Below are 26,261 nucleotides of genomic sequence, written 5' to 3'. Positions count from 1 at the left end.
AGCGTGGATCAGGTCGGTGAGGCGGTTAGCGAGCATAGATTGCGCTGCCTCACTGCCCAAGTCACGTGGGGCGTGGGCAGCAGACCAGGGACACCTACCGCCAGCAGCAGATGGTGCGGCGGCGGCGGCTCGACGTCGAGCACGCTGATGGCCGCGCCGGCGATTACGCCTTCGCCGGCTGGCCACCGGCATCACGCCCATGGGCACGCGCAACGATCTGGTCGTAGTCCAGCGGCGGCAGGTGCCGCTTGAGCCGCGCGCCGGCGCGAGAAACCTGCGCCGGCAGTGGATGCTGGATCAAGCCCTCGAGCATGCCGGCGGCCTCGATGAGCCCCTGGACGCCGATGCCGGTGTCGTAGTCCATGCACGCCAGCATGTGAACGATGTCCTCGGTGGCGACATTGCCGCTCGCACCCGGTGCGTAGGGGCAACCGCCGATGCCGCCCAACGACATGTCGAAGCGGCGGATGCCGGCCTCGATCGCGGCGATGGTGTTGACACCACCCATCGCGCGCGTGTTGTGGAAGTGCGCGGTCAACGCCAGCGCCGGGTGGCGCGCGATCGCCTGCGTGCACAGCGCCTGCACCTGGGTCGGAAAGGCCATGCCGGTGGTGTCGCACAGCGTGATGCCTTGCACCCCAAGTGCTGCGAAGCGGTCGATCCAGCCCATCACCGTCTCGGCAGGAACATCACCCTCCATGGGGCAGCCGAAAACGCATGACAGCGACACATTGACCGGCACCCCGGCCGCTTGCGCCAGCTCGATCACCTCGGCCAACTGCGCAAACGACTGGTCACGCGTCATGCGAAGGTTGGTCAGGTTGTGCGTCTCGCTGCACGACATCACGAGGTTGAACTCGTCGACCTGCGCTTGCAGCGCGCGCTCGGCGCCGCGCCGGTTCGGGATGAGTGCGGTGTAGACGACGCCGGGCACGCGCCGGATGCGCTGCATGACCGCTTCACCATCGGCCAGCGCTGGAATTGCCTTTGGCGACGTGAACGACGTGACCTCGATCTTCGCGTAGCCCAGGCCGCTCAGCCGATCGATCAGCGCGACCTTGTCGTCGGTGGGGATGAAGCGGCCTTCCATCTGGAAGCCGTCGCGGGTGGCCACTTCGTTGATGAACAGGCGGGTGCGGTTGCCGGTTTGCATGCCGAGTCTCCGGGTGTGGTGTCAGTCGATGCGCGCGGGCCAGCCGGCGCCGCGCTGGAGGTCGGCGTCGTGCTGGCCCAGACGCGGCGCGGCGTGGCCGATGCGGCCGGGCGTCGCGCTCAGCTTGGGCACCACGCCCGGCACCTTGAGCGTGTGGCCATCGGAAGTAGGCGACTCGATGATCATCTCGCGCGCCAGGTACTGAGGGTCGCTGACGATGTCGGCCACGGTGTAGACGCGGCCGGCGGGCACGCCTGCCGCTTCCAGCGTCGCCAGCACCTGGTCGCGGTCGAAGTCACGCGTCCACGCGGCGATGGCGGCATCGATCTCCTCGACGCGCTGGACGCGGCCGTCGTTGTGCGCCAGCGCGGCGTCGTTCTCGAGATCCGGCCGGCCGATGGCCTTCATCAGGCGCTTGAAGATGCTGTCGCCGTTGCCCGCGATCAGCACGTACTGGCCGTCGTTGCTGGGGTAGGCGTTGGTCGGTGCGATGCCGGGCAGCGCGCTGCCGGCGGCACCGCGAACCGCGCCGAAGGCTTCGTACTCGGGCACGAGGCTTTCCATGATGTTGAACACCGCTTCGTACAAGGCCACGTCCACCACCTGCCCGAGCCCGCCGTTCACCTCGCGGTGGCGCAGTGCGGTGAGCACGCCGATGACCCCGTGCAGTGCCGCGAGCGTGTCGCCGATCGACACGCCGACACGCACCGGCACGCGCCCCGGTTCGCCGGTGAGGTGGCGCAGCCCGCCCATCGCCTCGCCCAGCACACCGAAACCCGGCTTGTCGCGGTAGGGGCCGGTCTGGCCATAGCCCGAGATGCGCAGCATGATCAGCTTGGGGTTGTCGGCATGCAGCCGCTCCCACCCCAGCCCCCAGCCCTCGAGCGTGCCGGGCTTGAAATTCTCGATCAGCACGTCGGCCTCGGCGGCCAGCGCGCGCACCGCTTCTTGCCCCTCAGGGCCGCGAAGGTCGAGGCACACCGAGCGCTTGTTGCGCGACTGCACCTGCCACCACACCGAGGTGCCGTCCCGAAGCATCCGCCACTTGCGCAGCGGGTCGCCGACGCCCGCCGGTTCAACCTTGATCACGTCGGCGCCGAACTCGGCCAACGTCTTGCCCGCGAACGGGCCGGCAATCAGCTGGCCCAGTTCCAGCACCTTGAGACCTTTGAGAGCTTCCATCTGCGCGACCCGGTGGATTCGATGGCGCAACTCTAGGTGCCGGTCTTCGCTGCGGGAATTGCCATCTGGCGATTACGTCTTCGCGATCGACGAATGGGGTCTGGCTGCGCCCGCCGACACGCCGAAGGCCGTCGTGGACAAGCTGACCGGCGAGATCGCCCGCATCGTCGCCACGCCGGCGTTCAAGAAGAAGGCCGCAGACCTTGGCGCCAATGGTGACTACATGCCGCCCGCGCAACTGGGAGAGTTAAACAAGGCCGAGCTCAAGCATTGGGCCGAAGTGGCCAAGGCCTCGAAAATTCAGGCCGATTGATCGCGGGCGGGTGACCGTGGTCGACCATCTGGATCATCTCGTGCTGACGACGGAACACGAGGCCGAATGCATCCGCTTCTACACCGACGTTCTCGACATGCACTTCGAAACGTTTGTCGGCGGCAACCCACCCGTCGAGCGCCGTGCATTCACCTTCGGCAACCAGAAGATCAACCTGCACGTCAAAGGCCGCGAGTTTGAACCGAAGGCGCACACACCCGTGCCGGGCTCGCTGGATCTTTGCTTCATTGCAAGCCTGCCCCTCGAAGCGGTTATCGCCCGCTTGCGCGTGATGTGCGTGGATATCGTGGAAGGACCGGTGTTTCGCACGGGCGCGACCTCCAGGATCCGTTCGGTGTACGTTCGCGACCCCGACCTCAATCTGATCGAGATCGCGGAACTTGCGCCATGAACCTGTCCCGCCTCTGGAGAGGTGGGCGCTGCAGTGCGCCTGCCGGGGGGCGGCGACTTGCGCTATTCCAATCTCTATTCCGCGATGCCGCGCCCGATAGCAGCCTTCACTTTCTGGCTTGGAGGGGTGAGTGTCTGCTCGGGCCGCGAGTGTGAATTTCTGAGGTCCCTTAGCTTGCGCGGCTCTCGCTCTCAAAGACGGCTAACCGGCTCGGCGGCGAACTCACACTCGCAGAATCTATCGCGATGACGCGACTACGGCACTCCTACCAATCGGAAACCTAAAAAAGCCGATAGATCATGATGACCAGGCCCTTACGGATCTCTCCCGTGGTGGCATCGACATTCTCAGCACCGAAGCATTGAACAGGTGCGGGGATCTGATCGGCGAGTGCCGGTGCAGCAGGCGGGTTCGGCGCGGAAGGCTCAGGCGTGCTGCTGTCGTCATCACCGTCGCTGCCGGAGCCGTGGAGCCTGTGGGCCCGGCACGATGCGGCGGACCAAGAAAAACGCGGCCGAAGCCGCGTTTCGTGTGAAGCGTCGAACCTTGCTTATTCGATGGGGCGGATGTTTGAAGCTTGCGGGCCCTTTTCGCCTTGCTTGACCTCGAATTCGACGCGCTGGTTCTCGAGCAGGGTCTTGAAGCCCGAGCCCGAGATGTCGCGGAAATGCGCGAACACGTCCGCGCCGCCGCCGTCCTGGGCGATGAAGCCGAAGCCCTTGCTTTCGTTGAACCACTTCACGGTGCCGGTTTGCATGGCCATATAACGTTCCTATTGGTCAAAAGTTAAGGCGCGGCAAAAGCGCCGCGCTCAGTGCAGAGACACTCAAGAAACGCTACCTCGGGGACGAGCAGAAGGCCATCGAACGATGACCGATTGAACAAACCTCTAAGAACCACGTCTTGCGTATACCTACAGGCGAGAGTGTAGTCGCTGGTCCGGCGTCGGAGGCGGCCCGGGCCTTGACTCGAATGCGGATGGTGCCGTCGGCGGTGGGGTCCACACCAGCCTCGTGCCTGGCTCGGGGCCACGAGACCCAGGCCGCAGGCCCAGTTTTTATCGCGGTCTGTTGTACTCGAGGGCCTTGAGCCGTCGGTCAGAAAGCCGATAACCAGCTGACTTCCGACGATGGACTATGAATCTCAAGACCTGGGTCCCATGCGTCCTTGCACTGATGCCATGCACTCAGCATGCCTTCGCTGGCCGCCCGCTAGCCAGCGACGATGCCGGCACGGCGGGCGCCGGTACCTGCCAGCTCGAGAGCTGGGTCGAACATGCGGGCAGCAACCGCTCGCTGATTACCGCCCCCGCCTGCGGCGTTGCACAAGGCATGGAGCTGGGCGTCGATTACGCCCTGCCGCATCCGCGCGACGTCCTTCGTGCAACCGGCGGCCTGGCCCTGAAGTGGGTACCCGAGTCCTGGCGCGCTGAAACGCGGGCAGGCGCGCTGAACTTCGGTCTCAAGCTGAGCGCTTCGTTCAAACGTCCGGCCTCCTGGACCCTGGGCTTCGGCTGGTATGGCCTCGAGTTCTGATCGCTTGGCGCGTTAGTAAAAGAGATTCATGACAGTCGACACAATCTCGGGGGAGCCCGAGGAACTGCTGCAGAGAAGCCGGCCGACTCAGCTTACTGAGGCCGAGCGTCCGGTACTTGCTGCGCGAGCCACCTGGTCGATTCGCACTCTCTTGTTGATGCTGGTCGTTACGACCATGGCACTCGTTGCAGCGCTCCTGATCGACTCGGGGTACCGCAGCTACCGGCAGGCTCAGGAACAAGCGGCCCAGGCAGCGCAGGGTCTGGCACAGGTCACCGCGGACAGTGTCGAAAGCTTCCTTGCCGACACGCGCCTGACGATGTCCAAGCTGGCCGCACGACCGGCCATCCGGCTCATGGATCCCGAACATTGCGACTCGGTGTTCCGCGAGTTCCGGGATCTGTACCCGCAGTTCGCCAACTTCAGTCAGGCCAATATGGACGGTGAGTTGGTCTGTTCGACCTTGCCGCAGCCGGGCGATCGGTACACGGTCATTCGAGATACCGAGTGGTTTCGGTCGGTGGTGCAAAAGCAGGTCTTCGTCGTTGCACCGCCCTATGTCGGGCCGGTGAGCGGCAAGGCCGTGTCGGTGCTAGCTCACCCGGTGCGCGATGCCTCCGGCCGAATGATCGGTTCGATCCAGCTCCCGGTCGACCTGACCGCCTTCAAGCCGGTGGTCGGCAGCAGCAGGCTGCCGCCGTCGACCATCATCACGGTCATCGACTCGGCCGGCACGATCGTCGCGCGTTCGCAGTCGCCGGAGCATTTCGTCGGCAACCGACCCGGCTCTCCGATCATCGCTCAGGTGCTCGCACAACGCTCCGGGACGTCGAGATCCTTCTCATCGGAAGGCATCGAGCGCGTATACGGGTTCCTGCCGATCGCCGGCACCGACTGGTACGCGGTCGCGGGTATCGCAACGGACGCAGTCTTCAGCGAAGCGAAGAAGGCGGCCTTGCGCAACGCGATCCTGGGGCTGGCCATCATCGTCTTTGCCTTCGGGATAGCGCTCTACCTGCGCAGGCAGATCGTCACGCCGGTCATGGCCTTGCGGGATACGGCACAGCGGGTGGCCGGCGGAGCGCTCGATGCGCGCGCTGCAGCTGGCGGCCCTGCCGAGATTGCCGAAGTCGCGGCGCAGTTCAATGCCATGCTCGATGCGCGCGCGGCGCAGATCGCGGCGCTGGCCGACAGTGAAGCGGACCTCCGGATGCTGTTCGAAAGCAGCGTGGAGGCAATCCTGCGCACCTTGCCGGACGGCACGATCCTGCGGGCCAATCCCGCAGCCTGCGGCATGTTGGGTATCGCGGAGGCTCAGCTTCAGGAGAACGGGCGAGAGGAAAACTTCGACGTGAGCGACCCGCGGTGGACCCGATTGATCGAGGAGCGGGCCCGGACAGGACAAGCCAGGGGCGAGCTCACGATGATCCGCGCAGACGGCTCACGGTTCGAGTGCGCCATCTCCTCGTCGCTGTACACGGCCGCCGATGGAGTTGTCCGGACCAACGTCTTCCTACGCGATTTGACCGACCGAATGCAGAAGGAAGAGCTGCGCGCGGGCAAGGAAGCCGCTGACCTGGCCAATCGCGAGAAATCCGCCTTTCTTGCACGGATGAGCCACGAGCTGCGGACCCCGCTCAACGCGATCCTTGGTTTTTCGCAGCTGCTCGAACACGACCGTTCCATCATGTCGTCCGACAAGGCGAAGATGATGATCGGCCATGTGCGCACGGCCGGCAGGCATCTTCTGGCATTGATCGACGAGGTGCTTGACCTGTCGCGCATAGAGGCAGGCGCCTTGGCGTTGTCGCCTGAGCAGATCGACATCGGCCGGCTGATCGAGGACTGCATGGCGCTCACTGCATCGTTGTCCGAGCGCTGCAAGGTCGAGGTGCAGTACGAGTGCGGGGACTCGGCTGGCTGGATATGGGCAGATCAAACACGGGTCAGACAAGTGCTCATCAACGTGCTGACCAACGCCATCAAGTACAACCGCGCCGGCGGATCCGTCCAGCTCCGGCTTGGAGGCGATGCCGAGTGCCTGGAGATTTCCGTACAAGACACGGGGGCGGGATTGAGTGCAAAGCAGATCGCGAACCTTTTTCAACCCTTCAACCGTCTTGGGGCCGAGCGCAGCGGCGTCGAGGGAACAGGGCTGGGGCTCGTGATCGTCAAGCAGCTCATGCAGGCGATGCAGGCCAACATCGATGTGGTCAGCGCGCCCGGTCAGGGCAGCACGTTCACGCTGCGGTTTCCTCGTGGTGAGCCGGCCGATGTAATCTGACGTCGTCGGACGCTTGTTTCCGACAAATCGCGTCGAGCCGCAATCCGTACTCCCATGCCGTCCGTCGTCCCGGTTCTCGCGTTGCTCGGCGCCGTCTTGATGATCTTTTCGGGCACCATGCTGTAACCGCTGGGAGTCTCCTTGTGGGTCGGCAAAAATCCGGCCGCGCGCGACGCCTATCTGGCAGACTTTATTCCGCTCAACACTGCTGCTGACCACGGTCCTCGACCTCACTCCACCGTCACACTCTTCGCCAGATTGCGCGGCTTGTCCACATCCGTCCCGCGCGCGCATGCCGTGTGATACGCCAGCAACTGCAGCGGCACCACGTGCAGCAGCGGCGAAAGCGCGCCGTAGTGTTCGGGCATGCGGATCACGTGCACGCCTTCGCTGCTTTCGATGCGCGTGTCGGCATCGGCGAACACGAACAGCTCGCCGCCGCGCGCGCGCACTTCCTGCAGGTTGCTCTTGAGCTTTTCCAGCAGCGTGTCGTTGGGCGCGACAGTCACCACCGGCATCGCGGCGGTCACCAGCGCCAGCGGCCCGTGCTTGAGCTCGCCGGCCGGGTAGGCCTCGGCATGGATGTAGCTGATCTCCTTGAGCTTGAGCGCGCCCTCCAGCGCCACCGGATAGTGCAGGCCGCGGCCCAGGAAAAGCGCGTTCTCCTTGCGGGCGAACTCCTGGCTCCAGGCGATGACCTGCGGCTCCAGCGCGAGCACGGCCTGCAGCGCCGCTGGCAGATGTCGCAGCGCCTTGAGGTGCGCGGCCTCGGCGTCGGCGTCGAGGTGGCCGCGCAGCTTGGCCAGCGTGAGCGTGAGCAGGAACAGGCCGGCGAGCTGGGTGGTGAACGCCTTGGTGGACGCCACGCCGATCTCGACGCCGGCGCGCGTCAGGTAAGCCAGCTCGCATTCGCGCACCATCGCGCTGGTGGCCACGTTGCACACCGTGAGCGTGTGCCGCATGCCCAGGCCGCGGGCGTGCTTGAGTGCCGCCAGCGTGTCGGCGGTCTCGCCGCTTTGCGAGATGGTCACGACCAGGGTTCGCGGGTTGGGCACGCTGCTGCGGTAGCGGTATTCGCTGGCCACCTCGACGCTGGTCGGGATCTTCGCGATGCCTTCGAGCCAGTACTTGGCGGTGCAGCCGGCGTAATAGCTGGTGCCGCATGCCAGGATCAGCACGGAATCGATGGCGTCGAACACCGCGGCCGCCTTGGCTCCGAACAGCTCGGGCACGATGGCCTGCACGCCTTCGAGCGTGTCGCCGATCGCGCGCGGCTGCTCGAAGATTTCCTTTTGCATGTAGTGCCGGTACGGGCCGAGCTCGGCCGCGCCCGTGTGGGCCAGCACGGTGCGCACCTCGCGCTCGACCCTTTTGTGGCGGCCGGTGACGTCACGCGCGACGATCCAGTGGCGCCCGGGCTGCAGATCGACCACGTCGCCCTCTTCCAGGTAGACGATCTGGTCGGTCACGCCGGCCAGTGCCATCGCATCGGAGGCCAGGAACATCTCGCCGCCCTGCGTACCGACGCCCAGCACCAGCGGCGAGCCCTCGCGCGCTCCCACCACGCGATGTGGCTCGTCGCGGCAAAACACCGCGATTGCGTAGGCGCCGCGCAAACGCAGGGTGGCTTGCTGCACGGCCTCGAACAAGTCGGCCTCGTAGAGCGAATCGACGAGATGGGCGATGACTTCGGTGTCGGTCTGGCTCGTGAACACGTAGCCGCGCGCCTGCAGCTCGGCGCGCAGTTCGTCGTGGTTCTCGATGATCCCGTTGTGCACGAGGGCGATCCGGCCGGGGCGCTGGGCATCGGCCAGGGGGTCGGCGCCGCTCGAGGGCCCGGTCGAGAAGTGCGGGTGGGCGTTGTGCAGCGCCGGCGCTCCGTGCGTCGCCCAGCGGGTGTGCGCGATGCCGGTCGTGCCTTCCACCTTGTCGGCTCGCACCTGGGCGTCGAGTTCGGCGACCCGCGCGGTGCTGCGGCTTCGTCTGAGCGCCCCGTCCTGGTATACGGCCACGCCGCAGGAGTCGTAGCCGCGGTATTCAAGGCGCCGCAGTCCCTCGACAAGCACCCCAACGATGTTGCGCGCCCCGACCGCGCCGACAATTCCGCACATGGTTTTGCTTCCTGATGAAGTTTGACAAAGCCGGATGCTAGGGAACTAGCTCTGGAATGAGCTTCCACTAACATCCAGCTACTGAAAGGTCGTTCCCTCTACGCGAGCGTACGGAATTTTCTTTCATGGATAAGAACTTATTAACTAGGTATATCTATGCCGAGCGAACTGGATAGCCTCGACTTGCGCCTGCTCGCTCAGTTGCAACGCGACGCTTCGTTATCGAACCTGGCGCTGGCCGAAGCCGTGAACGTGTCGCCGGCCACAGCCCACCGGCGCGTAAGCCGCTTGCGATCGCTCGGGTTCATCGAGCGCGTGGTGGCACTCCTGTCACCGCAGCGGCTCGCCGACGCCGGCGTGCCGCTGCTACAGGCCCTGCTCGAAGTCACGCTCGACGTGCAGGCCGCCGAAAAGCTCGACGCCTTCGAGGCGCGCGCCTTGGCCGACGCGGCCGTGCAGCAGTGCTGGCGCGTATCGCCCGGGCCGGACTTCATGCTGGTCGTGGCAGTGCGCGACATGGCGGCGTACCAGGCCCTGACGGCGCGGCTGCTGTCCTCGGATGCCAATGTCCGGAACGTGCGGGCTTTTTTTGCGATCAAGCGAGCCCGCTTCGGCAGCGAACTGCCGCTGCCGGTTCGGGCCCACGCTCAAGGCGGCGACGACGCCGAATAGGCCACGGGCGACGGCGTGCTCGGCGGTGCCGGCGAGAAAGGTGCCAGTGGCGGCAAGGGTCCCAAGCGGCGAAACGGGTCGTCGTCGTTCCGAAAATAGCTCATCGCGCCGCCGGCCAGCAGCACCAGCGTGGCGCCGAGGCCGAGCCACAGAGCCGCACGCTGACCTCGAGTGAGGTGCATGCAAAGGGCCTCGCTCAGGGGCAGACCGTCATGGCGCAGGCTCGACATCACCAGCTCCATGCGCAGGCCCAGGCCGAGCCGGAAATCGCCGCTCGGCTCGCGCCAGCCGAGGCGAACTTCCTCCTCGCGAATCCACTGGTCATGGCCCGCGCGGCGGGCCGGGTCGCTCAACACCTCATGCGCCTTGTTCAGGGCCGCCAGCACGAGCTGGTGGCGCAGGCTGCCCTGGTGGCGGTCCGGGTGGTACTTCTGCACCAAGGCTTTGTAGGCGGCGCGCACCACCTCCGGAGGCGCATCGTGCGCCACCTTCAGGCGTGAGTAATACGTGGCGACCTTGGGCCGGTTCATGGCGCGTCGATGCTAGCGCCGCAGTCGGGATCGGCGCGCGCTGCGGGGGTGCCGTCCGTGCAATCCGCCCGACAGGCGGCGCGGCACACGGTGTCAGCGCTTCTTTTGTGGGCGTTGCCAGCCGGAAATGCTGGCCTGCCGGGCACGGGCCACGGTGAGCTGACCAGGTGGAGCGTCCTTGCCGAGCGTACTGCCGGCGCCGATGGTCGCACCCGCACCGACCGTGAGCGGCGCGACCAGCACGCAGTTGCTGCCCACGTGCACGTCGTCGCCGATCACCGTACGGTGCTTGTTGGCGCCGTCGTAGTTCGCGGTGATGCTGCCGGCGCCGTAGTTCACCCGTTCGCCGACGGTGGCGTCGCCCAGGTAAGCCAGGTGGTTGGCCTTGGCGCCGCGGGCGAGCTGCGCGTTCTTCACCTCCACGAAGTTGCCGATGTGCACTTCGGGGCCGAGATCGGCACCGGGCCGCAGCCGGGCGAAGGGCCCGACCAGCGCAGCTTCTCCAACGCGAACGCCCAGCGACTCGCCGTCGATATGAACAAAGGGGTGAAGCACCGCACCCGCAGCGATGCGCGCGTTGCGAACCACGCAGTTCGCGCCGATCCGCACGCCGTCGCCGACGTGCACACTGCCCTCGAACACGCAGTTCACGTCGATCTCCACGTCGCTGCCGCACACGAGTTCGCCGCGCACATCGAACCTCGCCGGGTCGGCCAGGCGCACGCCGGCTTCCATGAGTGCTTCGGCCTGGGTGCGCTGGAAGCGCCGCTCCAGATCAGCGAGCTGCAGCGGGCTGTTGACGCCGAGCACCTCGGTTTCGCTCGTCGGCTGAGCAGCGACCACCGGCACGCCGTCGGCGACGGCCATCGCGACAATGTCGGTCAGGTAGTACTCGCCCTGGGCGTTGTCCTTGTTCAGCGCGGCGAGCCAGCGCTTGAGCGCTGCCGTGGGCACGGCCATCATGCCGGTGTAGACCTCGCGGATCGCGCGCTGCGCCGGCGTGGCGTCCTTGTGCTCGACGATCGCCCGTACGGCGGCGCCGGTCGTGCCGCTCTGGCCAGGCTCGCCGCCCTCGCGCACGACGCGGCCGTAGCCAGTGGCATCCGGCAACTCGATGGTCAACAGCGCCAGCCGGCGGCCGCAGCAGGCTTCGATCAGCGCGCGGGCGGTGGCTGCCTCGATGAGCGGCACGTCGCCGTTGAGGATCAGCGTCGTGGCATCAGGGCCGTCGTGCAGCACCGGCACCGCCTGCTGCACCGCATGGCCGGTGCCGAGCTGCGGCTCCTGGCGCACGAAGGCAAGCGGTGCCGAGGGAAAGGCCGCGCGCATCGTCGCCTCGACCTCGGCGGCGCCATGGCCCGTGACCGTGATCAAGCTTTCTGCTCCGAGCCCCGTCGCCATCGTCAACACATGCTGCAATAGGGGCCGCCCGGCCAAGGTGTGCAGCACCTTCGGCCGGTTCGACTTCATACGGGTGCCCTTGCCGGCGGCCATGATCACGATGTCCAGCATGCTCGAACTCGGCGGGTTGAAAAGGTGGCGGATTATCGCGGCCGCCCTTGCGCTGATCGCGATGGCGGGCTGCAGCACGCTGCGGCTGGCCTACAACCAGGCCGATACGCTGATGTACTGGTGGCTCGACGGCTACGTCGAGTTCACGCCGACGCAGGCGCCGCAAGTGCGCAACGCCATCGCCGGCTGGTTCGAGTGGAACCGCCGCGGCCAGTTGCCCGACTACGCCGCCCTGCTCGACAGTGCCGCCGAGGAAATCCTGAACGACACCACGCCGGCCCGCGTCTGCGAGCGGGTGCAGGAGATCCGCGTGCGGCTCGACCGCGCCGTGCAGCACGCGCTGCCGCGGGCCGCGGTGCTGGCGGTCGGCTTCGACGCGGCGCAGCTCGACCGGCTGGAGGCCAAACAGGCCGAAGCCGCCGCGGAGTTGCGCAAGGAGTACCTCTCGCCCGAGCCCGCTGAACGGCGGCAGGCTGCGGTCAAGCGGCTGCGTGAGCGCGCTGAGCAGCTCTACGACCGGCTCGACGGCAAACAGCGCGAGCGGCTCGAGCGTGGCGTTGCGCAATCGTCTTTCGATACAGAGCGCTGGCTGGCCGAGCGCGAGCGCCGCCAGCGCGAGCTTGCACAGGCCTTGCGGGCCGTGCAAGGCGGCGCACCCACTGCCGACGGCGTCGCGCCGGACACCCAGCCTCTGCAAGCGATGTGGCACAGGGTCAAGCAATCCCCCGACGCGGACTACCGGCGCTATCAGGACGAGCTCATCGCCTACAACTGCGCGCTGTCGGCCGAGTTCCACAACGGCACCACCCCGGAGCAGCGCCTGGCGGCTCAGCGACAGTTGAGGGCCTGGCGCGCCGATCTTCTGCAACTGGCTTCGCCCGGCTGAGTGTCAAGGCCCAAGGCCGCACGCAGGGCCGAAGCGAAGGGCTCGACCACACAAGACGATCGTCCCGGCTCATGGAGCCGCCCGCCGCAGCGGCCGTTGCACCGGCTTTCCGATCAGCCCGGCGGCAAACTCATCGTCACCGTGCGCGGGCTGATCGCAGGCGTCGGAAAGTCCTTCATCGACGCCTCGAAAAGCAAGGGCAGCAGCGCCGGCGACGACCAGCGGCCGACCACAGTGGCGCGGGTTTCGTAGACGATCCGCTGGCTGCGACGGTCTCGCATCAGAACCGCGGTTTCGCGCTGGATGTCGGGAAAATCGTTGTAGTAAAAGCCCCGCCCGAAGCCGGGGCCGTAGAAGAACGGGTGATGCCGCCGGTGGAACCACCAGTCGTGCCGCCAGTGCATGGCGTGGGCGAAGGGATCGCGGCTGGCCACCTCGAAAGCACGCCCGCCCACCTGGATCAGCACGTCGGCCTCCTCGATCGGCGCACGCACGAAACCGGCCCCCTCGATGGCCGGCAGCGCCGCGGCCTCGATGCGGTCCTGCGCTGCCGGATTGGCCTGCTGCGACGGCAGGCGCTCGATCGCATAGGTGCCCGGCTTGCGTTCGGCGGGCCAGTCGCCCTGGCTGGACACCTCGACGGCCACCGTGCTGATGCCGGCGCACCCGCCGAGCATCAGCACGCCAGCGAGAACGGCAAAGAGAGTGCGTCGTTTCATGTCGAAAGCGTTCCTCGCGGTTCGGTGGAGTTCAGTCGATGCCGTGCCAGCGGATTGCTGTGGCCCCGGCCGACGCCGGCGCGCACGCCTCGTCGTCTTCGTCGAAAGCCTTGTCGCCCGCGGCATCGGGCCGGCCTGTGGCTTGGAGGCCCTGGAACGGGTAGAGGTTCCGGTCCTGCAGGTGCGAGGGCACCACGTTGGCCAGCGCGGTGGCCATGTTCTCGACGCGGCCCGGGAATTGGCGCTGCCAGTCGCGCAGCATCTGACCGATCTGCATGCGTTGAAGATTCTCCTGGTTGCCGCACAGCGTGCAGGGAATGATCGGAAAGGCGCGGTGCGCGGCCCATGCGGAGAGGTCGTGCTCGGGCACGTAAGCGAGCGGGCGGATCACCACATGCTTGCCGTCGTCGCTCACCAGCTTGGGCGGCATGCCCTTGAGCCTGGCGCCGAAGAACATGTTGAGGAAGAAGGTCTGCAGCATGTCGTCGCGATGATGACCGAGCGCGATCTTGGTCGCGCCCAGCTCGCTGGCCACGCGGTACAGGGCGCCGCGGCGCAGGCGCGAACACAGGCTGCACATCGTCTTGCCCTCGGGGACCAGGCGCTTGACGACCGAATAGGTGTCCTGCGTTTCGATGTGGAAAGGCACGCCGAGCTTGCCGAGATACTCGGGCAGTACCTCGGCCGGAAAACCGGGCTGCTTCTGGTCGAGGTTTACGGCGACCAGCGAAAAGTCGATCGGTGCACGCCGCTTCATCTCCATCAGGATGTCGAGCAAGGCGTGGCTGTCCTTGCCGCCGGAAACGCAGACCATCACCTTGTCGCCCGGTTCGATCATGTTGAAGTCGCCGATGGCCTGGCCGACCAGGCGATGCAGGCGCTTGGCAAGCTTGTTGGCTTCGAGGCGGCTTTTCGCTCCGGCGGCATCCCTGGCCGAATCACGCCGGCCGGCTTCGGTTTCGATCACGGCACTCATGCCTGTCGCTCCTGCCTGAAATGAAAGACCTCGATCCCGACCGCCGCGCAGTCGGCATAGACGTCGGGCTTCTCGGTCGAGACGCGCACAGCGCGCACTTGGGGGTGCCCGAGCAGGTGCACCGCGATGGCATCGCACAGCGTCTCCTGCAATTCGATGTGGTCTTCGCCGGCGCACTCGGCGATCACGGTGCGAATGAAGTCGTAGTCGACCACCTCGTCGAGGCGGTCGCGCTGCGGTGTGCTTGCCGCCAGCGGCACGTAGAGATCGACATTGACCAGCAAACGCTGCGCCGCCTGCTTCTCGAAGGCATGCACGCCGATGCGCGCGTTCACGAGGTGATCGCGCAGGAACAGCCGTCGGCAGCCGGCGAGCCGCGGGTCCGCGAGCAGGCCGTTCATCGCACCGCCCCTTGCGCCAGGAACAGCACGTCGCGCGGCTGCATAGCGAGGTGCTGGCCGCCATCGACGAGCAGCGTGGTGCCGGTGATGGCCGGCGACTCGATGAGGAAGCGCACCGCGCGCGCCACGTCGCGCGGCGTGGACGAACGCTGCAGCGGTGTCATGCCCTGGGCGCGCGTGAACTCCGCGTCGGTCATCGGGCCGGACGGCAGGGTCACGCCGGGTGCGACGCCGACCACGCGCACGATGGGCGCGAGAGCCTGCGCGAGCAGCGTCGTCGCACTCGCCAGCGCGGCCTTCGACAGCGTGTAGGACAGATGGTCCGGGTTCGGATTCCACAGCTTCTGGTCGAGCAGATTGACGACGCAGCCCTCCCGTCCGCTGCCGGACAGATGCGCATGCAGCGCACGCGCCAGCAGCAAGGGCGCAGCCGTGTTGACCTGCCAGTGCGCCGCCAGCGCGGCATGCCCGAAGCTTTCGATGTCGTCGTGCTCGAAGCGCGAGGCGTTGTTGACGACCGCATCGACACGGCCCATGACGGCCACCACCGCGGGCAGTAGCGCGTCGCAGTCGGCCTCGATGGCCAGATCGGCAGCAAACGCCTCGGCGCGTGCACCGTGCTCGACGGCAGCGACAAGCGTGTCGGCGCATTCGTCCGCAGTGCGGTGACTGTGCAACGCCACGTCGAACCCGTGCGCCGCGAGCTCAAGCGCGATCTCGCGTCCGAGGCGCCGGGCGCTGCCGGTGACGAGCACGACGGGGCGGATAGAAGCGCTCATGCGATACGACAATGCCAGGGTGAAGACGACCGAAGTCAGTGTATCTAGCGCCCCTCCTTCGAGCTGCGGCGGGGCCTTGCGCGAGCGCATCGCCGACGAGATTGCCAACGCCGGCGGCTGGCTGGGTTTCGAGCGCTACATGGAACTCGCGCTGTACGCGCCGGGCCTGGGCTACTACGCGCGCGACGACCGGCAGTTCGGGGTGTCGGCCCGCTCGGGGAGCGACTTCGTCACCGCGCCCGAGCTGAGCCCCCTCTTCGGCCGCGCGCTGGCGCGTCAGATCGGCCAGGCGCTGGAGGCGACGGGCACCCGTGAAGTCTGGGAATTCGGCGCCGGCTCGGGAGCGCTGGCGGCCCAGTTGCTGGGCGAGCTGGGCGAGCGCATCGACCGCTACGTGATCGTCGATCTTTCAGGAGTGCTGCGCGAGCGCCAGCGCACGGTGCTGACCGAGCGCGTGCCGCAATGGGCGCCACGCGCCGTGTGGCTCGACGCGCTGCCGCCGACCTTCGAAGGCGTGGTGGTGGGCAACGAAGTGCTCGACGCCATGCCAGTCGCGCTGCTGCACTTCGACGGCCGCGAATGGCACGAGCGTGGCGTCGCCCTGCACGAAGGCCGTTTCGTGTTCGCCGACCGGCCGACCGACCTGCGCCCCCCGCTGCCGGGCAACGCCGTGCCGGGCGCGATCACCGAACTGCCACGCCACGCCGGAGGCTTCATGCGCACGCTGGCGCAGAGGCTCGCGCGTGGCGCCGCCTTCTTCATCGATTACGGCTTCCCCGAGGCGGAGTACCACCACCCGCAACGCAGCGGCGGCACGCTCATGTGCCACCGCGCGCACCGCATGGACACCGACCCGCTGCAAGACGTGGGCGAGAAGGACATCACCGCCCATGTCGACTTCACCGCCATGGCGCTCGCCGGTCAGGACGCCGGCCTGCACGTGCTGGGCTACACATCGCAGGCGCGCTTTCTCATGAACTGCGGCCTGCTCGAACACCTGCAGGCGGGCATCACGGCGGGCGACATCAAGCCGGTCGCCGCGGCGCAAAAGCTGCTGGCCGAGCACGAGATGGGCGAGCTGTTCAAGGTGATCGGCTTTGCAGCCGGCGCCCCGTTCGACGCGCTGGGCTTCGCGCGCGGCGACCGCAGCCACACGCTCTAGGAGCCGCTCTTGCTTCGCTGGCTGATCGTCGTCGTGCTCGCTTTGATCGTGCTGAACGGCCTGCGGCCGTGGCTGGAGAGGATCGGTTTCGGCCGGCTCCCCGGCGATTTCCGCTTCCGCTGGCGCGGGCGCGAATGGTCGTTGCCGATCGCCTCCACCGTGCTGCTGAGCTTCATCGCGATGGGGATCGGGCATCTCCTTTGAGGGGGTTCGCTCAAGGAAGGATCGACCAGCGGTGCCGGCAGCGGCGGCAACACACTTGCACTTCGTCATCGACCGGCTGTTCCGCAGTGACTTCGAGTCGTCCGTAGGCCTCGCACTCGGGGCAGATCGCCTGATTCGCCGTAGCCTCGGCGTGCATCAGCAGGAACAGGTAGCGGCGCAACGACCACAGACCGACGCCGGCACACAGCAGCAAGGACAAGGCGTCGCTCAGCCGCTCGGCCACCGGACTGTTGCGGTCGTAGAGTTCGAGGGCCATGAGCAGGCCCAGGCAGGACACCAGCGTCAACGCCAGATGAGCGTGGCCCAGGGTCAATTCGCGCTCGTACCACTTGCGAAAACCCAGCTTGCGGATGCCGTCCGCCAAACCGAAACGCCACCTGCCCATGGTCGCCCGCTCCCGCAATCACACGCCGGCATCGTGGCACACCCGGCTCCGCCTACTCGGCAGCCCGGCTTTTGCGGCTTTGAGCGCTTTTTTGGCGTGCGCGCGATGGCTATAATTTGCGGCTCAGGCGCTTTAGCTCAGTCGGTTAGAGCGACGGAATCATAATCCGCAGGTCCGGGGTTCGAATCCCTGAAGCGCCACCAAAATTTCGAAGGCTTGCAGGTCCACGACTTGCAGGCCTTTTGTTCGTCTGGGGCGCGCTACTGACGCGTCTCGCCTGCGCCGCGGTGTACGCGGCCGCGTACACCGCCACTGCTCGCCGCTGCAGCAACCCATCGCGCAAGCCCATGCTCTCCCGACCCACCCGCGTCCTGTCCGTCATCGCGCCGATGACACAGCTCAACACGCCGTATCCGTCGACGGCTTACCTGACCGGCTTCCTGCGCTCGCGCGGCGTCGATGCGGTGCAGGAAGACTTGGCGCTGGCGCTGGCGCTCGAGCTGCTGTCGCCGGGCGGTCTGGTGGCGATCCGCGGGCGTATCGCCGAGCTGCCGGCGTTGGGGCGCACGCGGCAGGTCGAGGCCTTCGACGAGCACTTCAACCGCTATGCGCAGACGATCGGCCCCACGGTGGCGTTCCTGCAGGGGCGCGACGCCACGCTCGCGCACCGCATCTGCAGCCGCGCTTTCCTCCCCGAAGGGCCGCGCTTCGAGTCGCTCGAGGTGTACGTCGACGACGACGGCGGCGACCCGATGGCCTGGGCCTTCGGCGCGCTGGGCGTGCAGGACCGGGCCCGCCACCTGGCCACGCTGTACCTGAACGACATCGCCGATGTCGTGCGCGATGCGGTGGACCCGCGCTTCGAGTTCGTGCGCTATGCGGAAAGCCTCGCGCAAAGCCAACCCAGCTTCGACCCGCTGGCCGAGGCGCTCGCGGCGCCGCTCAACCTCGTCGACCGCATGTTGAGGGAGTTGACGCTGGCCGCGCTGACGCGTCACCGGCCCACGCTGGTGCTGGTGTCGGTGCCCTTCCCCGGCGCGGTGTATGCGGCGTTTCGCATCGCCCAAGCCATCAAGTCGCACGACCCGGAGATCGTCACCGCGCTCGGCGGCGGCTTCGTCAACACCGAGCTGCGCGAGCTGACCGAGCCGCGGGTGTTCGACCATTTCGACTACCTCACCCTCGACGCCGGCGAGCGGCCGCTGCTCGCGCTGCTCGAGCACCTGGCCGGCAAGCGTTCGCAGAGCCGGCTGGTGCGCACGTTCACGCGCGCAGCGGAGTCGAACGCCGTGCGCTACATCAACTTCGTCGAGCCCGACGTGCCCTTCGCCGAGGTCGGCACGCCCACCTGGGACGGCCTGCCGCTGGAGCGCTACCTGTCGCTGCTGGACATGCTCAACCCCATGCACCGGCTGTGGTCCGACGGGCGCTGGAACAAGCTCACGGTCGCGCACGGCTGCTACTGGAAGAAGTGCAGCTTCTGCGACGTGAGCCTGGACTACATCTCGCGCTTCGATGCGGTCACCGCGGAGACGCTGGTGGACCGCATCGAGACCGTCGTGGCGGAAACCGGCCAGACCGGCTTTCATTTCGTCGACGAGGCCGCGCCGCCGAAGTCGCTGAAGGCGCTGGCTGCCGAGCTGCAGCGCCGGCGCCTGGCGATCTCGTGGTGGGGCAACATCCGGTTCGAGAAGTCGTTCACCCCCGAGCTGTGCCGGGCGCTGGCCGACAGCGGCTGCATCGCCATCTCCGGCGGGCTGGAAGTCGCCTCCGACCGGCTGTTGACGCTCATGAAAAAGGGCGTCTCCGTCGATCAGGTCGCCCGCGTCACCCGGGGTTTTTCCGATGCCGGCATCCTGGTGCACGCCTACCTGATGTACGGCTTTCCCACCCAGACGGTGCAGGACACGGTCGACGCGCTCGAATACGTGCGCCAGCTGTTCGCGGCGGGCTGCATCCAGTCGGGCTTCTTCCACCGCTTCGCCTGCACGGTGCATTCACCGGTCGGCCTGGACCCGGCAGCCTACGGCGTGACGCTGCAGCCGCTGCCGCCCACGAGCTTTGCCAGAAACGACATCGGCTTCATCGACCCGACCGGCGTGGACCACGACGCCCTGGGCGTCGCGCTGAAGAAAGCGCTCTACAACTACATGCACGGCATCGGGCTGGAGGAAGACGTGCGTAGCTGGTTCGACCAGCCGGTGCCGAAGACCCGGATTGCGCGGCACCGCATCGAGCGTGCCCTCGCCACACAGGCCCTGTCATGACCCGCGCGCTCCGCCTGCACGGCGCTGCCTCAAAGCGCAACAACGCCCTATGAAGTACCTGCGGGGTTATCCACCCGATCTGCTGGCCCGGGTGAACGAGCTGTTGGCGCAAGGCCGCCTCGGCGAGTCTGTGAGACAGCGCTATCCCGAAGCGCACGACGTGCGAACCGATCCGGCGCTGTACGGCTACGTGATGGATCTGAAGAACCGCTTCCTGCGCGGCGCCCCGCCGATTGCCAAGGTGCTCTACGACGGCCGGCTGGAGCTCACCCACAACGCCCTGGGTACGCACGCCACCGTGTCGCGCGTGCAGGGCACGCGGCTCAAGGCCAAACGCGAGATCCGCGTGGCGGCGGCGTTCAAGGACGCGCCGGCTGCATTTCTGAAGATGATCGTCGTGCACGAGCTCGCGCATGTGAAGGAGCGCGAGCACGACAAGGCCTTCTATGCGCTGTGCGCACACATGGAGCCGGCCTACCGCCAGCTGGAGTTCGATGCGCGGCTGTGGCTCACCGCCTGCGAACTCGAGGCGCCGGCCGCCCGCTGACGGGTCCCAGCAATACGGCGCCCACGACGCGCCCGACTTGCATCAGCCGCCTGGCTTGCGGTACCCGTCCTCGATCCAGGCGCCGGCGCTGGCGGCGTTCAGCCTGAAACCTGCCGCCACGCGCACGCTGGCCAGCGGCTCTCCGGCGGCGTCGGTTGCACCCAGCACGGCGTAGGGATCGTCTTCGTCGGCAACGATGTCGAGCGTGACGCTGATGCGGCCGGAGGGCGCCGCCACGGTGATGCGCTTGTGAAGCTGCGCCTGCAGCTGCTGCTCGTGCCGGCGCAGCACCTCGCACGCTGTCTTGACCAGCGTGTGAAAGGCCGAGACGTCCAGCGGCTTGGGATTCTTCTTGTCGCGCCCCATCGTCCAGGGGCCGACCAGCGCCGGCTCGGGCTCGCCCTGCTTGATCATCTCGACGGCCCAGCCCTCGTCGTCCTCGTTCTTGACGACGCGCGCGGTCCAGCAATCGTCGCGCCACAGCCGGGCCTCGTGCACGGGTGCGGCCGGGTCCGCATCGATGGAATCGTTCGGGGTGTTCAATGTCATGGGCGAAATCTTACGATCGACGCAACCTCAGCCGATTCATGAAAAAGACGAGGCCCCTTTCATGCCGGCGAGGCTGGCGGCAAGCCGTCCGCTGCGTCATGCTTGCCAAACAAGGAGTTCCATGACCCCCACCGCCTCCCCCCGCGCCGGCCCGCCACTGTGGCTGCTGGCCGAACTGACCTACCGCTGCCCGCTGCACTGCGTGTTTTGCTACAACCCGGTGGACTACGCGCGTCAGGAAGACGAGCTCTCCACCGAGCACTGGCTGCGCGTGCTGCGCGAGGGCCGCGAGATGGGCGCCGTGCAGCTGGGCCTGTCGGGCGGCGAGCCGCTGCTGCGCGATGACCTGGAAGTCATCGTCGCCGAAGCGCGGCGGCTAGGCTTCTACACCAACCTGCTGACCTCCGGCGTCGGCCTGACGGCAGCGCGCGCCAAGGCCTTGAAGGACGCCGGCCTGGACCACGTGCAGCTGTCGTTCCAGGACTCCACCCGCGAGATGAACGACTTTCTCTCGCACACCAAGACCTTCGAGCTGAAGAACAAGGTGGCCAAGATCATCAAGGACCAGGGCTGGCCGATGGTGATGAACGTGGTGATCCACCGCATGAACATCGACCACATGGACCGCATCATCGGCATGGCGCACGAAATGGGCGCCGAGTACCTGGAACTCGCCAACACCCAGTACTACTCCTGGGCCTATGTGAACCGGGAACAACTGCTGCCCACGCACGCGCAGTTGAAGAAATCCGAGGAGATCACCGACGCCTGGCGCGCGAAGCTGGGCCAGAAGATGCGCATCTTCTACGTCGCCCCCGACTACCACGAAGGCAAGGCCAAGAAGTGCGTCAACGGCTGGGGCAGCATGTTCCTGACCGTGGCACCGGACGGCGTCGCCCTGCCCTGCCACACCGCGCGCATGCTGCCGGGGCTGGAGTTTCCGAACGTTCAGGCGGTCCCGCTGAAGGAGATCTGGTACGACTCGGAAGGCTTCAACCGCTACCGCGGCACCGGCTGGATGAAGGAGCCGTGCGCGAGCTGCGAGTTCAAGGAAGAAGACCTCGGCGGCTGCCGCTGTCAGGCCTACATGATTGCGCAGGACGCCGCCGCGGCCGACCCGGTGTGCCGCTTCAGCCCCGAGCACGGCCTGGTGCAGGAAGCGGTGCAGCGCGCCGAGGCGCTGGCGGCGACCGAAACGCCGCAGTCGATCAAGGAATATCCGCTCGTATTCCGCGATCCGGCCAACTCCCGGCGGCTCAGCCCCGCAAAAACCGACCCGAAGGCCGACAAGCTTCCGGCCTGAACCGCCCGCAGAGCCGCTCATTGCAGAAAATCATTAGGCTGCATTCATGGATCGAGGACTACCGCAGCTCGCGACTAGGGGGCACCATGCGTTTCATGGGAAGCGGCATGCATGTCGTGCCCACCTCGCAGACACCGCCTCGGTGCTGTGCAACCGATCAAGGAGTAAGACCATGAACTGGACCAAGCCCCAAGCCACCGACCTGCGTTACGGCTTCGAAATCACGATGTACATCTCGGCCCGCTGAGAGCGCGTCGCGCTTCGGGGTTCGCCCCGGAGTCAGAAAAAGCCCGCTGCAAGCGGGCTTTTTTGCGTCCTGCGAAAGAAGGAGTTCGCAAGCGCGAGGGCGCACGATTCGGCGCCGAAGCGCCGACGGGCGAGAAGTCGCCTCTCTGGATCGGAAGGCGCTCCCCGTGTGAGCATCGGGCCGTGCACAAGAACGGGGAACAGGCATGGCGGGTCCGCTGGCGGGTTTGAAGGTGGTCGAGATGGTTGGGCTCGGCCCGGCCCCGTTTTGCGCGATGCTCTTCGCCGACATGGGCGCCGAGGTGATCCGCATTGACCGGCCAGGGGCCGTGGGCACACTCGGACTGCCACCGCGCCTGGACATCCCGGCGCGAGGCCGGCGCTCGCTGGCCATCGATCTGCGCCGGCCCGGCGCCGCCGACGCCGTGCTCGGCCTGATCGAGCGCGCCGATGTGCTGATCGAAGGCTACCGCCCCGGCGTGATGGAGCGCCTGGGCCTCGGCCCCGACGTGTGCCTGGCCCGCAACGCGCGTCTGATCTATGGACGCATGACCGGCTGGGGGCAGCACGGCCCGCTGGCCGCACGCGCCGGCCACGACATCGACTACATCGCGATCAGCGGTGCTCTGCATGCCATCGGCGGTGCGCAGACCGGCCCGGTACCGCCGCTCAACTACGTGGGCGACTACGGCGGCGGCGCCATGCTGCTGGCGTTCGGCGTGCTGTGCGCCCTGCACGAGGCGCGCGGCAGCGGCCGGGGCCAGGTCGTCGATGCGGCCATGACCGATGGCGCCGCGCTGTTGTCGGCCATGTTCTACGGCTTGCATGCCGGAGGTGCCTGGCAGCCGGCGCGCGGCAGCAATCTGATCGATGGCGGCGCGCCCTTCTACGCCACGTATGCCTGCGCCGATGGCAAGCATGTCGCCGTAGGTGCGCTCGAGCCGGCCTTCTATGCCGAGCTGCTGGAGCGCCTGGGATTGGAGGATGTCGAAGCCGAGGCTCAGATGGACCGCAGCCGCTGGCCGGCCCTGCGCGAGCGCTTTGCCGGGGTGTTCACGCAACGCACGCGCGATGAGTGGTGTGCGGTGTTCGAAGGCAGCGATGCGTGTTTCGCGCCCGTGCTCGACTGGAACGAGGCGCCGCTGCACCCTCACAACCGGGCACGCAGCACCTTCATGGAGATCGACGGCATCACTCAGCCGGCGCCGGCGCCCCGCTTCAGCCGCACGCCGGCCGAGCGGCCGGCCGGGGCGGTACAGGCAGGCGCCAACGGGGCGGACATCCTGCGCGATTGGGGTTGTGCCGAACGCACCATCACGCAACTGCAGCGCGACGGTGTCCTATGAAGCCGATTGCATCGAGCCGACGCCCGTGCATGACCCGCACCCGAAGGGTCGAGCGCTACGGGCGGCAGACGATGCGCGAAGGCGGCGGCATGGCCAATGTCACGACCGTCGAGCGGCTCCGAGCGCCGGCCCCGAGCACCCGGCGCCTACAATTTCCGGCAGCGCGCAACCCCTCGCGTGCACGGCGCCCGGCTCGAAGCGGGGCGCTTTTCCCGCAGGCACTGCGCCTGCGACAGCCACTGGATCAACACCATGTACCGCTGTACTTCTGCCGCCCTTCTGACCGCGCTCGTCCTGAGCGCGCCGCTCGCCGCCACCGCTCAGGTGCCGCGCAACTTTCCGCACAACGCGCTCAAGGGCACGATCGCCTTCGGCGCGCCGCCGGAGGTGCTGCTCAACCGGCAGCCCGCGCGCATGGCGCCGGGAGTGCGCATCCGCGGCGGCGACAACATGCTGGTCATGTCCCACAGCATCGTCGGCCAGCGTTACACGTCGATGTACACGGTGGACACGGTGGGCCTGATCAAGGACGTGTGGCTGCTGCGCACCGAGGAGCTGAAGCTGCCCTGGCCCAAGACGGCCGCAGAGGCGGCACGCCTGCGCTTCGACCCGATCGCGCAGACATGGACCAAGCCCTGAGGCGGCAGCAATGAGCGAACAACACGACGCCAAGACCGGTGGCGGCAAGAAGGTGTTCATCAAGACCTTCGGCTGCCAGATGAACGAATACGACTCCGACAAGATGGCCGACGTGCTACGTGCGGCCGAGGGCTACGAGCCGACGACCGACGTGGAGCAGGCCGACCTGATCCTCTTCAACACCTGCTCGGTGCGCGAGAAGGCACAGGAGAAGGTGTTCAGCGACCTGGGCCGCGTCAAGCACCTGAAGGCACGCGGCGCGCTGATCGGCGTGGGCGGTTGCGTCGCGAGTCAGGAAGGTGCGGCCATCGTCGAGCGCGCGCCGTACGTCGATGTGGTGTTCGGCCCGCAGACGCTGCACCGGCTGCCCCAGATGCTGGCTGCGCGCGTCGCTCAGCAGCGCCCGCAGGTTGATATCAGCTTTCCGGAAATCGAGAAGTTCGACCACCTGCCGCCCGCGCGGGTGGAAGGCGCAACAGCCTTCGTCTCTATCATGGAAGGCTGCTCCAAGTACTGCAGCTACTGCGTGGTGCCCTACACGCGCGGCGAAGAGGTTTCGCGGCCCTTCGACGACGTGTTGACCGAAGTGGCCGGCCTGGCCGAACAGGGCGTGAAGGAAGTGACGCTGCTCGGCCAGAACGTCAACGGCTACCGCGGCACGATGGGCCGCGGTGACAACGGAGGGACGAAGATCGCCGACTTCGCGCTGCTGATCGAGTACGTGGCCGAGATCCCCGGCATCGCGCGCATCCGCTACACCACGAGTCATCCGAACGAGTTCAGCCAGCGCCTGATCGATGTCTACGCCAAGGTGCCGCAACTCGTGAATCACCTTCACCTGCCGGTGCAGCACGGCAGCGACCGCATCCTCGGCGCGATGAAGCGCGGCTATACCTCGCTCGAATACAAGTCGACGATTCGCAAGCTGCGCGCCCTGCGGCCCGGCATCAGCCTGTCCACCGACTTCATCGTCGGCTTTCCCGGCGAGACCGAAGAGGACCACGCGCGCACGATGAAGCTCATCGACGACGTCGGCTTCGACCACAGCTTCAGCTTCGTCTTCAGCAAGCGGCCGGGCACGCCGGCTGCGGCCCTGCATGACGAGACAACACCGGCCGTGAAGTTGGCGCGACTGCAGCAGGTGCAGGCGGCTATCGAGGCCAACGGCCGGCGCATCGGCAAAAGCCGCGTCGGCACGGTGCAGCGCATCCTGGTCGAAGGCCCGGCGCGCAAGCTCGGCAAGGACGGGCCGGAACTGATGGGCCGCACGGAGTGCAACCGCATCGTCAACTTCGCCGGGCCGGCGCGGCTGGTCGGGCAGATGATCGACGTGACGATCACCGAGGCTTACCCGCACTCGCTGCGTGGGGCGGTGCTCACGCGCGAGGACGCGGCTGTCGCAAGTTGACGAAGAGGCTTGATCATCATGGACAACACGGTGAAGGCAGACCCTGAGCACTTGGCAAAGGTCTGTCGCAGGTACGGCATCAGTCGGCTCGCGTTGTTCGGCTCGCGGCTGAAGGGCGCGGCGCGCTCAGACAGCGACGTGGACCTGTTGGTCGAGTTTGAACCCGGCGCGACGCCCGGCCTCATGCGCATGGCGGAGATCGAGCAGGAGCTGTCTCCGCTCTTCGGTGGCCACACAATCGACCTGCGCACCGCCGACGACCTGAGCCGCCACTTTCGGGATCAGGTGGTCGCGCACGCCGAAGTGCAATACGCGCAATGAATCTGACCGAACCCGACCGCATCCGGTTGCGGCACATGATCGAGGCCGCCGAGTCGGCGCTCGAATTTTCTGCAGGACGGCAGCCCACCGAGTTCTTCACGAACAAGATGCTGTTGTTCGCCGTTGCACGCGCGGTCGAGATCGTCGGAGAGGCAGCCTCGAAAGTCAGTCCTGCCGGCCGGGTGCTGATGCCCTCACTGCCATGGAAGCCGATGGTCGGCATGCGCAACAGACTGGTTCATGCCTACTTCGACATCGACGCGACTGTCTTGTGGAAGACGGTCAGCGAGGAACTCCCACCGCTGCTGGCCGAATTGCGGACCTTGGAACAGCAGTCAGCGCAACAGTGACGGAGACAGGCGCTCGCACGACGCATGGAGCGCAGTCAAGTGCCGCAA

Annotated in this window: 29 protein-coding genes and 1 tRNA gene; 18 read left to right on the top strand and 12 right to left on the bottom strand. The window is 67.0% G+C overall.

The features are described from left to right. Nucleotides 1-163: 163 nt before the first annotated feature. Nucleotides 164-1,153, bottom strand: a complete 990-nt coding sequence (locus H0W40_RS05900) for a hydroxymethylglutaryl-CoA lyase (RefSeq protein ID WP_292444168.1) — start codon at nucleotides 1,151-1,153, stop codon at nucleotides 164-166. Between the two features lie 21 nt (nucleotides 1,154-1,174). Further along, nucleotides 1,175-2,335, bottom strand: a complete 1,161-nt coding sequence (locus H0W40_RS05895; RefSeq protein ID WP_292444165.1) for a CoA transferase — start codon at nucleotides 2,333-2,335, stop codon at nucleotides 1,175-1,177. Between H0W40_RS05895 and H0W40_RS05890 the strand changes: the two genes are divergently transcribed. After that, nucleotides 2,235-2,648: a tripartite tricarboxylate transporter substrate-binding protein gene (locus H0W40_RS05890; RefSeq protein ID WP_292444162.1), complete on the top strand. Its 414-nt coding sequence runs from the start codon at nucleotides 2,235-2,237 to the stop codon at nucleotides 2,646-2,648. The genes H0W40_RS05895 and H0W40_RS05890 overlap by 101 nt on opposite strands. Before the next feature lie 16 nt (nucleotides 2,649-2,664). After that, nucleotides 2,665-3,060 carry a VOC family protein gene (locus tag H0W40_RS05885; protein ID WP_292444192.1) on the top strand — a complete coding sequence of 132 codons (396 nt, stop codon included), beginning with the start codon at nucleotides 2,665-2,667 and terminating at the stop codon, nucleotides 3,058-3,060. Between the two features lie 550 nt (nucleotides 3,061-3,610). Here the strand turns inward: H0W40_RS05885 and H0W40_RS05880 are convergent. After that, complete coding sequence (locus H0W40_RS05880; protein WP_292444160.1) at nucleotides 3,611-3,823, bottom strand: cold-shock protein; 213 nt, start codon at nucleotides 3,821-3,823, stop codon at nucleotides 3,611-3,613. 373 nt (nucleotides 3,824-4,196) lie between these two features. Here H0W40_RS05880 and H0W40_RS05875 point away from each other — a divergent pair, with 373 nt between their 5' ends. Both H0W40_RS05875 and H0W40_RS05870 read left to right on the top strand, forming a co-directional pair. After that, nucleotides 4,197-4,595, top strand: coding sequence for a hypothetical protein (locus H0W40_RS05875; RefSeq protein ID WP_292444157.1), 399 nt, complete (start codon nucleotides 4,197-4,199; stop codon nucleotides 4,593-4,595). A 28-nt stretch (nucleotides 4,596-4,623) separates the two neighbouring features. Beyond that, nucleotides 4,624-6,879: an ATP-binding protein gene (locus tag H0W40_RS05870; protein WP_292444156.1), complete on the top strand. Its 2,256-nt coding sequence runs from the start codon at nucleotides 4,624-4,626 to the stop codon at nucleotides 6,877-6,879. Nucleotides 6,880-7,109: 230 nt separating this feature from the next. On the opposite strand, the gene glmS is transcribed toward H0W40_RS05870, so the two are convergent. Beyond that, entirely contained in the window at nucleotides 7,110-8,990 is a 1,881-nt protein-coding gene (gene glmS / locus H0W40_RS05865; RefSeq protein ID WP_292444153.1) for a glutamine--fructose-6-phosphate transaminase (isomerizing), read from the bottom strand. A 156-nt stretch (nucleotides 8,991-9,146) separates the two neighbouring features. Here glmS and H0W40_RS05860 point away from each other — a divergent pair, with 156 nt between their 5' ends. Continuing rightward, on the top strand, nucleotides 9,147-9,662 hold the full coding sequence (locus H0W40_RS05860; protein WP_292444151.1) for an Lrp/AsnC family transcriptional regulator: 516 nt from the start codon (nucleotides 9,147-9,149) through the stop codon (nucleotides 9,660-9,662). On the opposite strand, the gene H0W40_RS05855 is transcribed toward H0W40_RS05860, so the two are convergent. Together H0W40_RS05855 and glmU are read right to left on the bottom strand one after the other, a co-directional pair. Further along, nucleotides 9,638-10,192 carry a J domain-containing protein gene (locus tag H0W40_RS05855; protein WP_292444148.1) on the bottom strand — a complete coding sequence of 185 codons (555 nt, stop codon included), beginning with the start codon at nucleotides 10,190-10,192 and terminating at the stop codon, nucleotides 9,638-9,640. The genes H0W40_RS05860 and H0W40_RS05855 overlap by 25 nt on opposite strands. A 93-nt stretch (nucleotides 10,193-10,285) precedes the next feature. Further along, nucleotides 10,286-11,704 carry a bifunctional UDP-N-acetylglucosamine diphosphorylase/glucosamine-1-phosphate N-acetyltransferase GlmU gene (gene glmU / locus H0W40_RS05850; RefSeq protein ID WP_292444147.1) on the bottom strand — a complete coding sequence of 473 codons (1,419 nt, stop codon included), beginning with the start codon at nucleotides 11,702-11,704 and terminating at the stop codon, nucleotides 10,286-10,288. Between glmU and H0W40_RS05845 the strand changes: the two genes are divergently transcribed. Next, nucleotides 11,685-12,590 (top strand): DUF6279 family lipoprotein, encoded by a 906-nt coding sequence (locus tag H0W40_RS05845; RefSeq protein WP_292444144.1) that lies wholly within the window; start codon nucleotides 11,685-11,687, stop codon nucleotides 12,588-12,590. The genes glmU and H0W40_RS05845 overlap by 20 nt on opposite strands. Nucleotides 12,591-12,703: 113 nt before the next feature. On the opposite strand, the gene H0W40_RS05840 is transcribed toward H0W40_RS05845, so the two are convergent. Genes H0W40_RS05840 through H0W40_RS05825 form a run of 4 tightly spaced genes read right to left on the bottom strand, consistent with a single transcriptional unit; the run spans nucleotide 12,704 to nucleotide 15,465 of the window. Beyond that, nucleotides 12,704-13,309 (bottom strand): DUF4136 domain-containing protein, encoded by a 606-nt coding sequence (locus H0W40_RS05840; protein ID WP_292444142.1) that lies wholly within the window; start codon nucleotides 13,307-13,309, stop codon nucleotides 12,704-12,706. A gap of 31 nt (nucleotides 13,310-13,340) precedes the next feature. Then, nucleotides 13,341-14,285, bottom strand: coding sequence for a tRNA 2-thiocytidine(32) synthetase TtcA (gene ttcA, locus H0W40_RS05835; protein ID WP_292444139.1), 945 nt, complete (start codon nucleotides 14,283-14,285; stop codon nucleotides 13,341-13,343). Next, entirely contained in the window at nucleotides 14,282-14,686 is a 405-nt protein-coding gene (locus tag H0W40_RS05830; protein WP_292444137.1) for a dihydroneopterin aldolase, read from the bottom strand. The genes ttcA and H0W40_RS05830 overlap by 4 nt, the downstream gene beginning before the upstream one ends. Continuing rightward, nucleotides 14,683-15,465, bottom strand: coding sequence for an SDR family oxidoreductase (locus H0W40_RS05825; protein ID WP_292444135.1), 783 nt, complete (start codon nucleotides 15,463-15,465; stop codon nucleotides 14,683-14,685). The genes H0W40_RS05830 and H0W40_RS05825 overlap by 4 nt, the downstream gene beginning before the upstream one ends. 19 nt (nucleotides 15,466-15,484) lie before the next feature. Here H0W40_RS05825 and H0W40_RS05820 point away from each other — a divergent pair, with 19 nt between their 5' ends. Together H0W40_RS05820 and H0W40_RS05815 are read left to right on the top strand one after the other, a co-directional pair. After that, nucleotides 15,485-16,627: an SAM-dependent methyltransferase gene (locus H0W40_RS05820; protein WP_292444133.1), complete on the top strand. Its 1,143-nt coding sequence runs from the start codon at nucleotides 15,485-15,487 to the stop codon at nucleotides 16,625-16,627. Nucleotides 16,628-16,636: 9 nt separating this feature from the next. Next, nucleotides 16,637-16,831: a DUF2905 domain-containing protein gene (locus H0W40_RS05815; RefSeq protein WP_292444130.1), complete on the top strand. Its 195-nt coding sequence runs from the start codon at nucleotides 16,637-16,639 to the stop codon at nucleotides 16,829-16,831. Nucleotides 16,832-16,841: 10 nt separating this feature from the next. On the opposite strand, the gene H0W40_RS05810 is transcribed toward H0W40_RS05815, so the two are convergent. Further along, nucleotides 16,842-17,237 carry a hypothetical protein gene (locus H0W40_RS05810; RefSeq protein ID WP_292444127.1) on the bottom strand — a complete coding sequence of 132 codons (396 nt, stop codon included), beginning with the start codon at nucleotides 17,235-17,237 and terminating at the stop codon, nucleotides 16,842-16,844. A gap of 126 nt (nucleotides 17,238-17,363) precedes the next feature. Here H0W40_RS05810 and H0W40_RS05805 point away from each other — a divergent pair. The 3 genes from H0W40_RS05805 (at nucleotide 17,364) to H0W40_RS05795 (ending at nucleotide 20,051) form a co-directional block, all read left to right on the top strand. Then, nucleotides 17,364-17,440, top strand: a tRNA-Met gene (locus tag H0W40_RS05805). Nucleotides 17,441-17,584: 144 nt separating this feature from the next. Further along, nucleotides 17,585-19,504, top strand: a complete 1,920-nt coding sequence (locus H0W40_RS05800; RefSeq protein ID WP_292444125.1) for a radical SAM protein — start codon at nucleotides 17,585-17,587, stop codon at nucleotides 19,502-19,504. Nucleotides 19,505-19,553: 49 nt separating this feature from the next. Next, the gene (locus H0W40_RS05795; RefSeq protein ID WP_292444123.1) at nucleotides 19,554-20,051 is read left to right on the top strand and encodes a YgjP-like metallopeptidase domain-containing protein; all 498 of its coding nucleotides are present in this window, start codon (nucleotides 19,554-19,556) and stop codon (nucleotides 20,049-20,051) included. A gap of 42 nt (nucleotides 20,052-20,093) precedes the next feature. Here H0W40_RS05795 and H0W40_RS05790 read toward each other — a convergent pair whose 3' ends face one another. Further along, a complete protein-coding gene (locus tag H0W40_RS05790; RefSeq protein ID WP_292444120.1) occupies nucleotides 20,094-20,600 on the bottom strand; it encodes a hypothetical protein in 507 nt (168 codons plus the stop codon). A 121-nt stretch (nucleotides 20,601-20,721) separates the two neighbouring features. On the opposite strand from H0W40_RS05790, the gene pqqE reads away from it, so the two are divergent. From pqqE to H0W40_RS05760, 7 genes are all read left to right on the top strand, one after another. Continuing rightward, nucleotides 20,722-21,903, top strand: coding sequence for a pyrroloquinoline quinone biosynthesis protein PqqE (gene pqqE, locus H0W40_RS05785; RefSeq protein WP_292444117.1), 1,182 nt, complete (start codon nucleotides 20,722-20,724; stop codon nucleotides 21,901-21,903). A gap of 46 nt (nucleotides 21,904-21,949) precedes the next feature. Further along, on the top strand, nucleotides 21,950-22,150 hold the full coding sequence (gene pqqA, locus H0W40_RS20005; RefSeq protein ID WP_367153747.1) for a pyrroloquinoline quinone precursor peptide PqqA: 201 nt from the start codon (nucleotides 21,950-21,952) through the stop codon (nucleotides 22,148-22,150). 205 nt (nucleotides 22,151-22,355) lie between these two features. Beyond that, nucleotides 22,356-23,495, top strand: a complete 1,140-nt coding sequence (locus tag H0W40_RS05780; protein ID WP_292444114.1) for a CaiB/BaiF CoA-transferase family protein — start codon at nucleotides 22,356-22,358, stop codon at nucleotides 23,493-23,495. Between the two features lie 252 nt (nucleotides 23,496-23,747). Then, complete coding sequence (locus tag H0W40_RS05775) at nucleotides 23,748-24,134, top strand: hypothetical protein (protein ID WP_292444113.1); 387 nt, start codon at nucleotides 23,748-23,750, stop codon at nucleotides 24,132-24,134. Between the two features lie 10 nt (nucleotides 24,135-24,144). Beyond that, the gene (gene miaB, locus H0W40_RS05770; protein WP_292444112.1) at nucleotides 24,145-25,542 is read left to right on the top strand and encodes a tRNA (N6-isopentenyl adenosine(37)-C2)-methylthiotransferase MiaB; all 1,398 of its coding nucleotides are present in this window, start codon (nucleotides 24,145-24,147) and stop codon (nucleotides 25,540-25,542) included. Between the two features lie 18 nt (nucleotides 25,543-25,560). After that, a complete protein-coding gene (locus H0W40_RS05765) occupies nucleotides 25,561-25,863 on the top strand; it encodes a nucleotidyltransferase domain-containing protein (protein ID WP_292444190.1) in 303 nt (100 codons plus the stop codon). Nucleotides 25,864-25,898: 35 nt separating this feature from the next. Next, nucleotides 25,899-26,213, top strand: coding sequence for a HepT-like ribonuclease domain-containing protein (locus tag H0W40_RS05760; RefSeq protein ID WP_292444111.1), 315 nt, complete (start codon nucleotides 25,899-25,901; stop codon nucleotides 26,211-26,213). Nucleotides 26,214-26,261: the final 48 nt, after the last annotated feature.

Origin of the sequence: Methylibium sp. (genome assembly GCF_013817345.1) — a bacterium.
Lineage (GTDB): Bacteria > Pseudomonadota > Gammaproteobacteria > Burkholderiales > Burkholderiaceae_C > Methylibium.
This window is presented reverse-complemented; position numbering and strand designations above follow the sequence as displayed.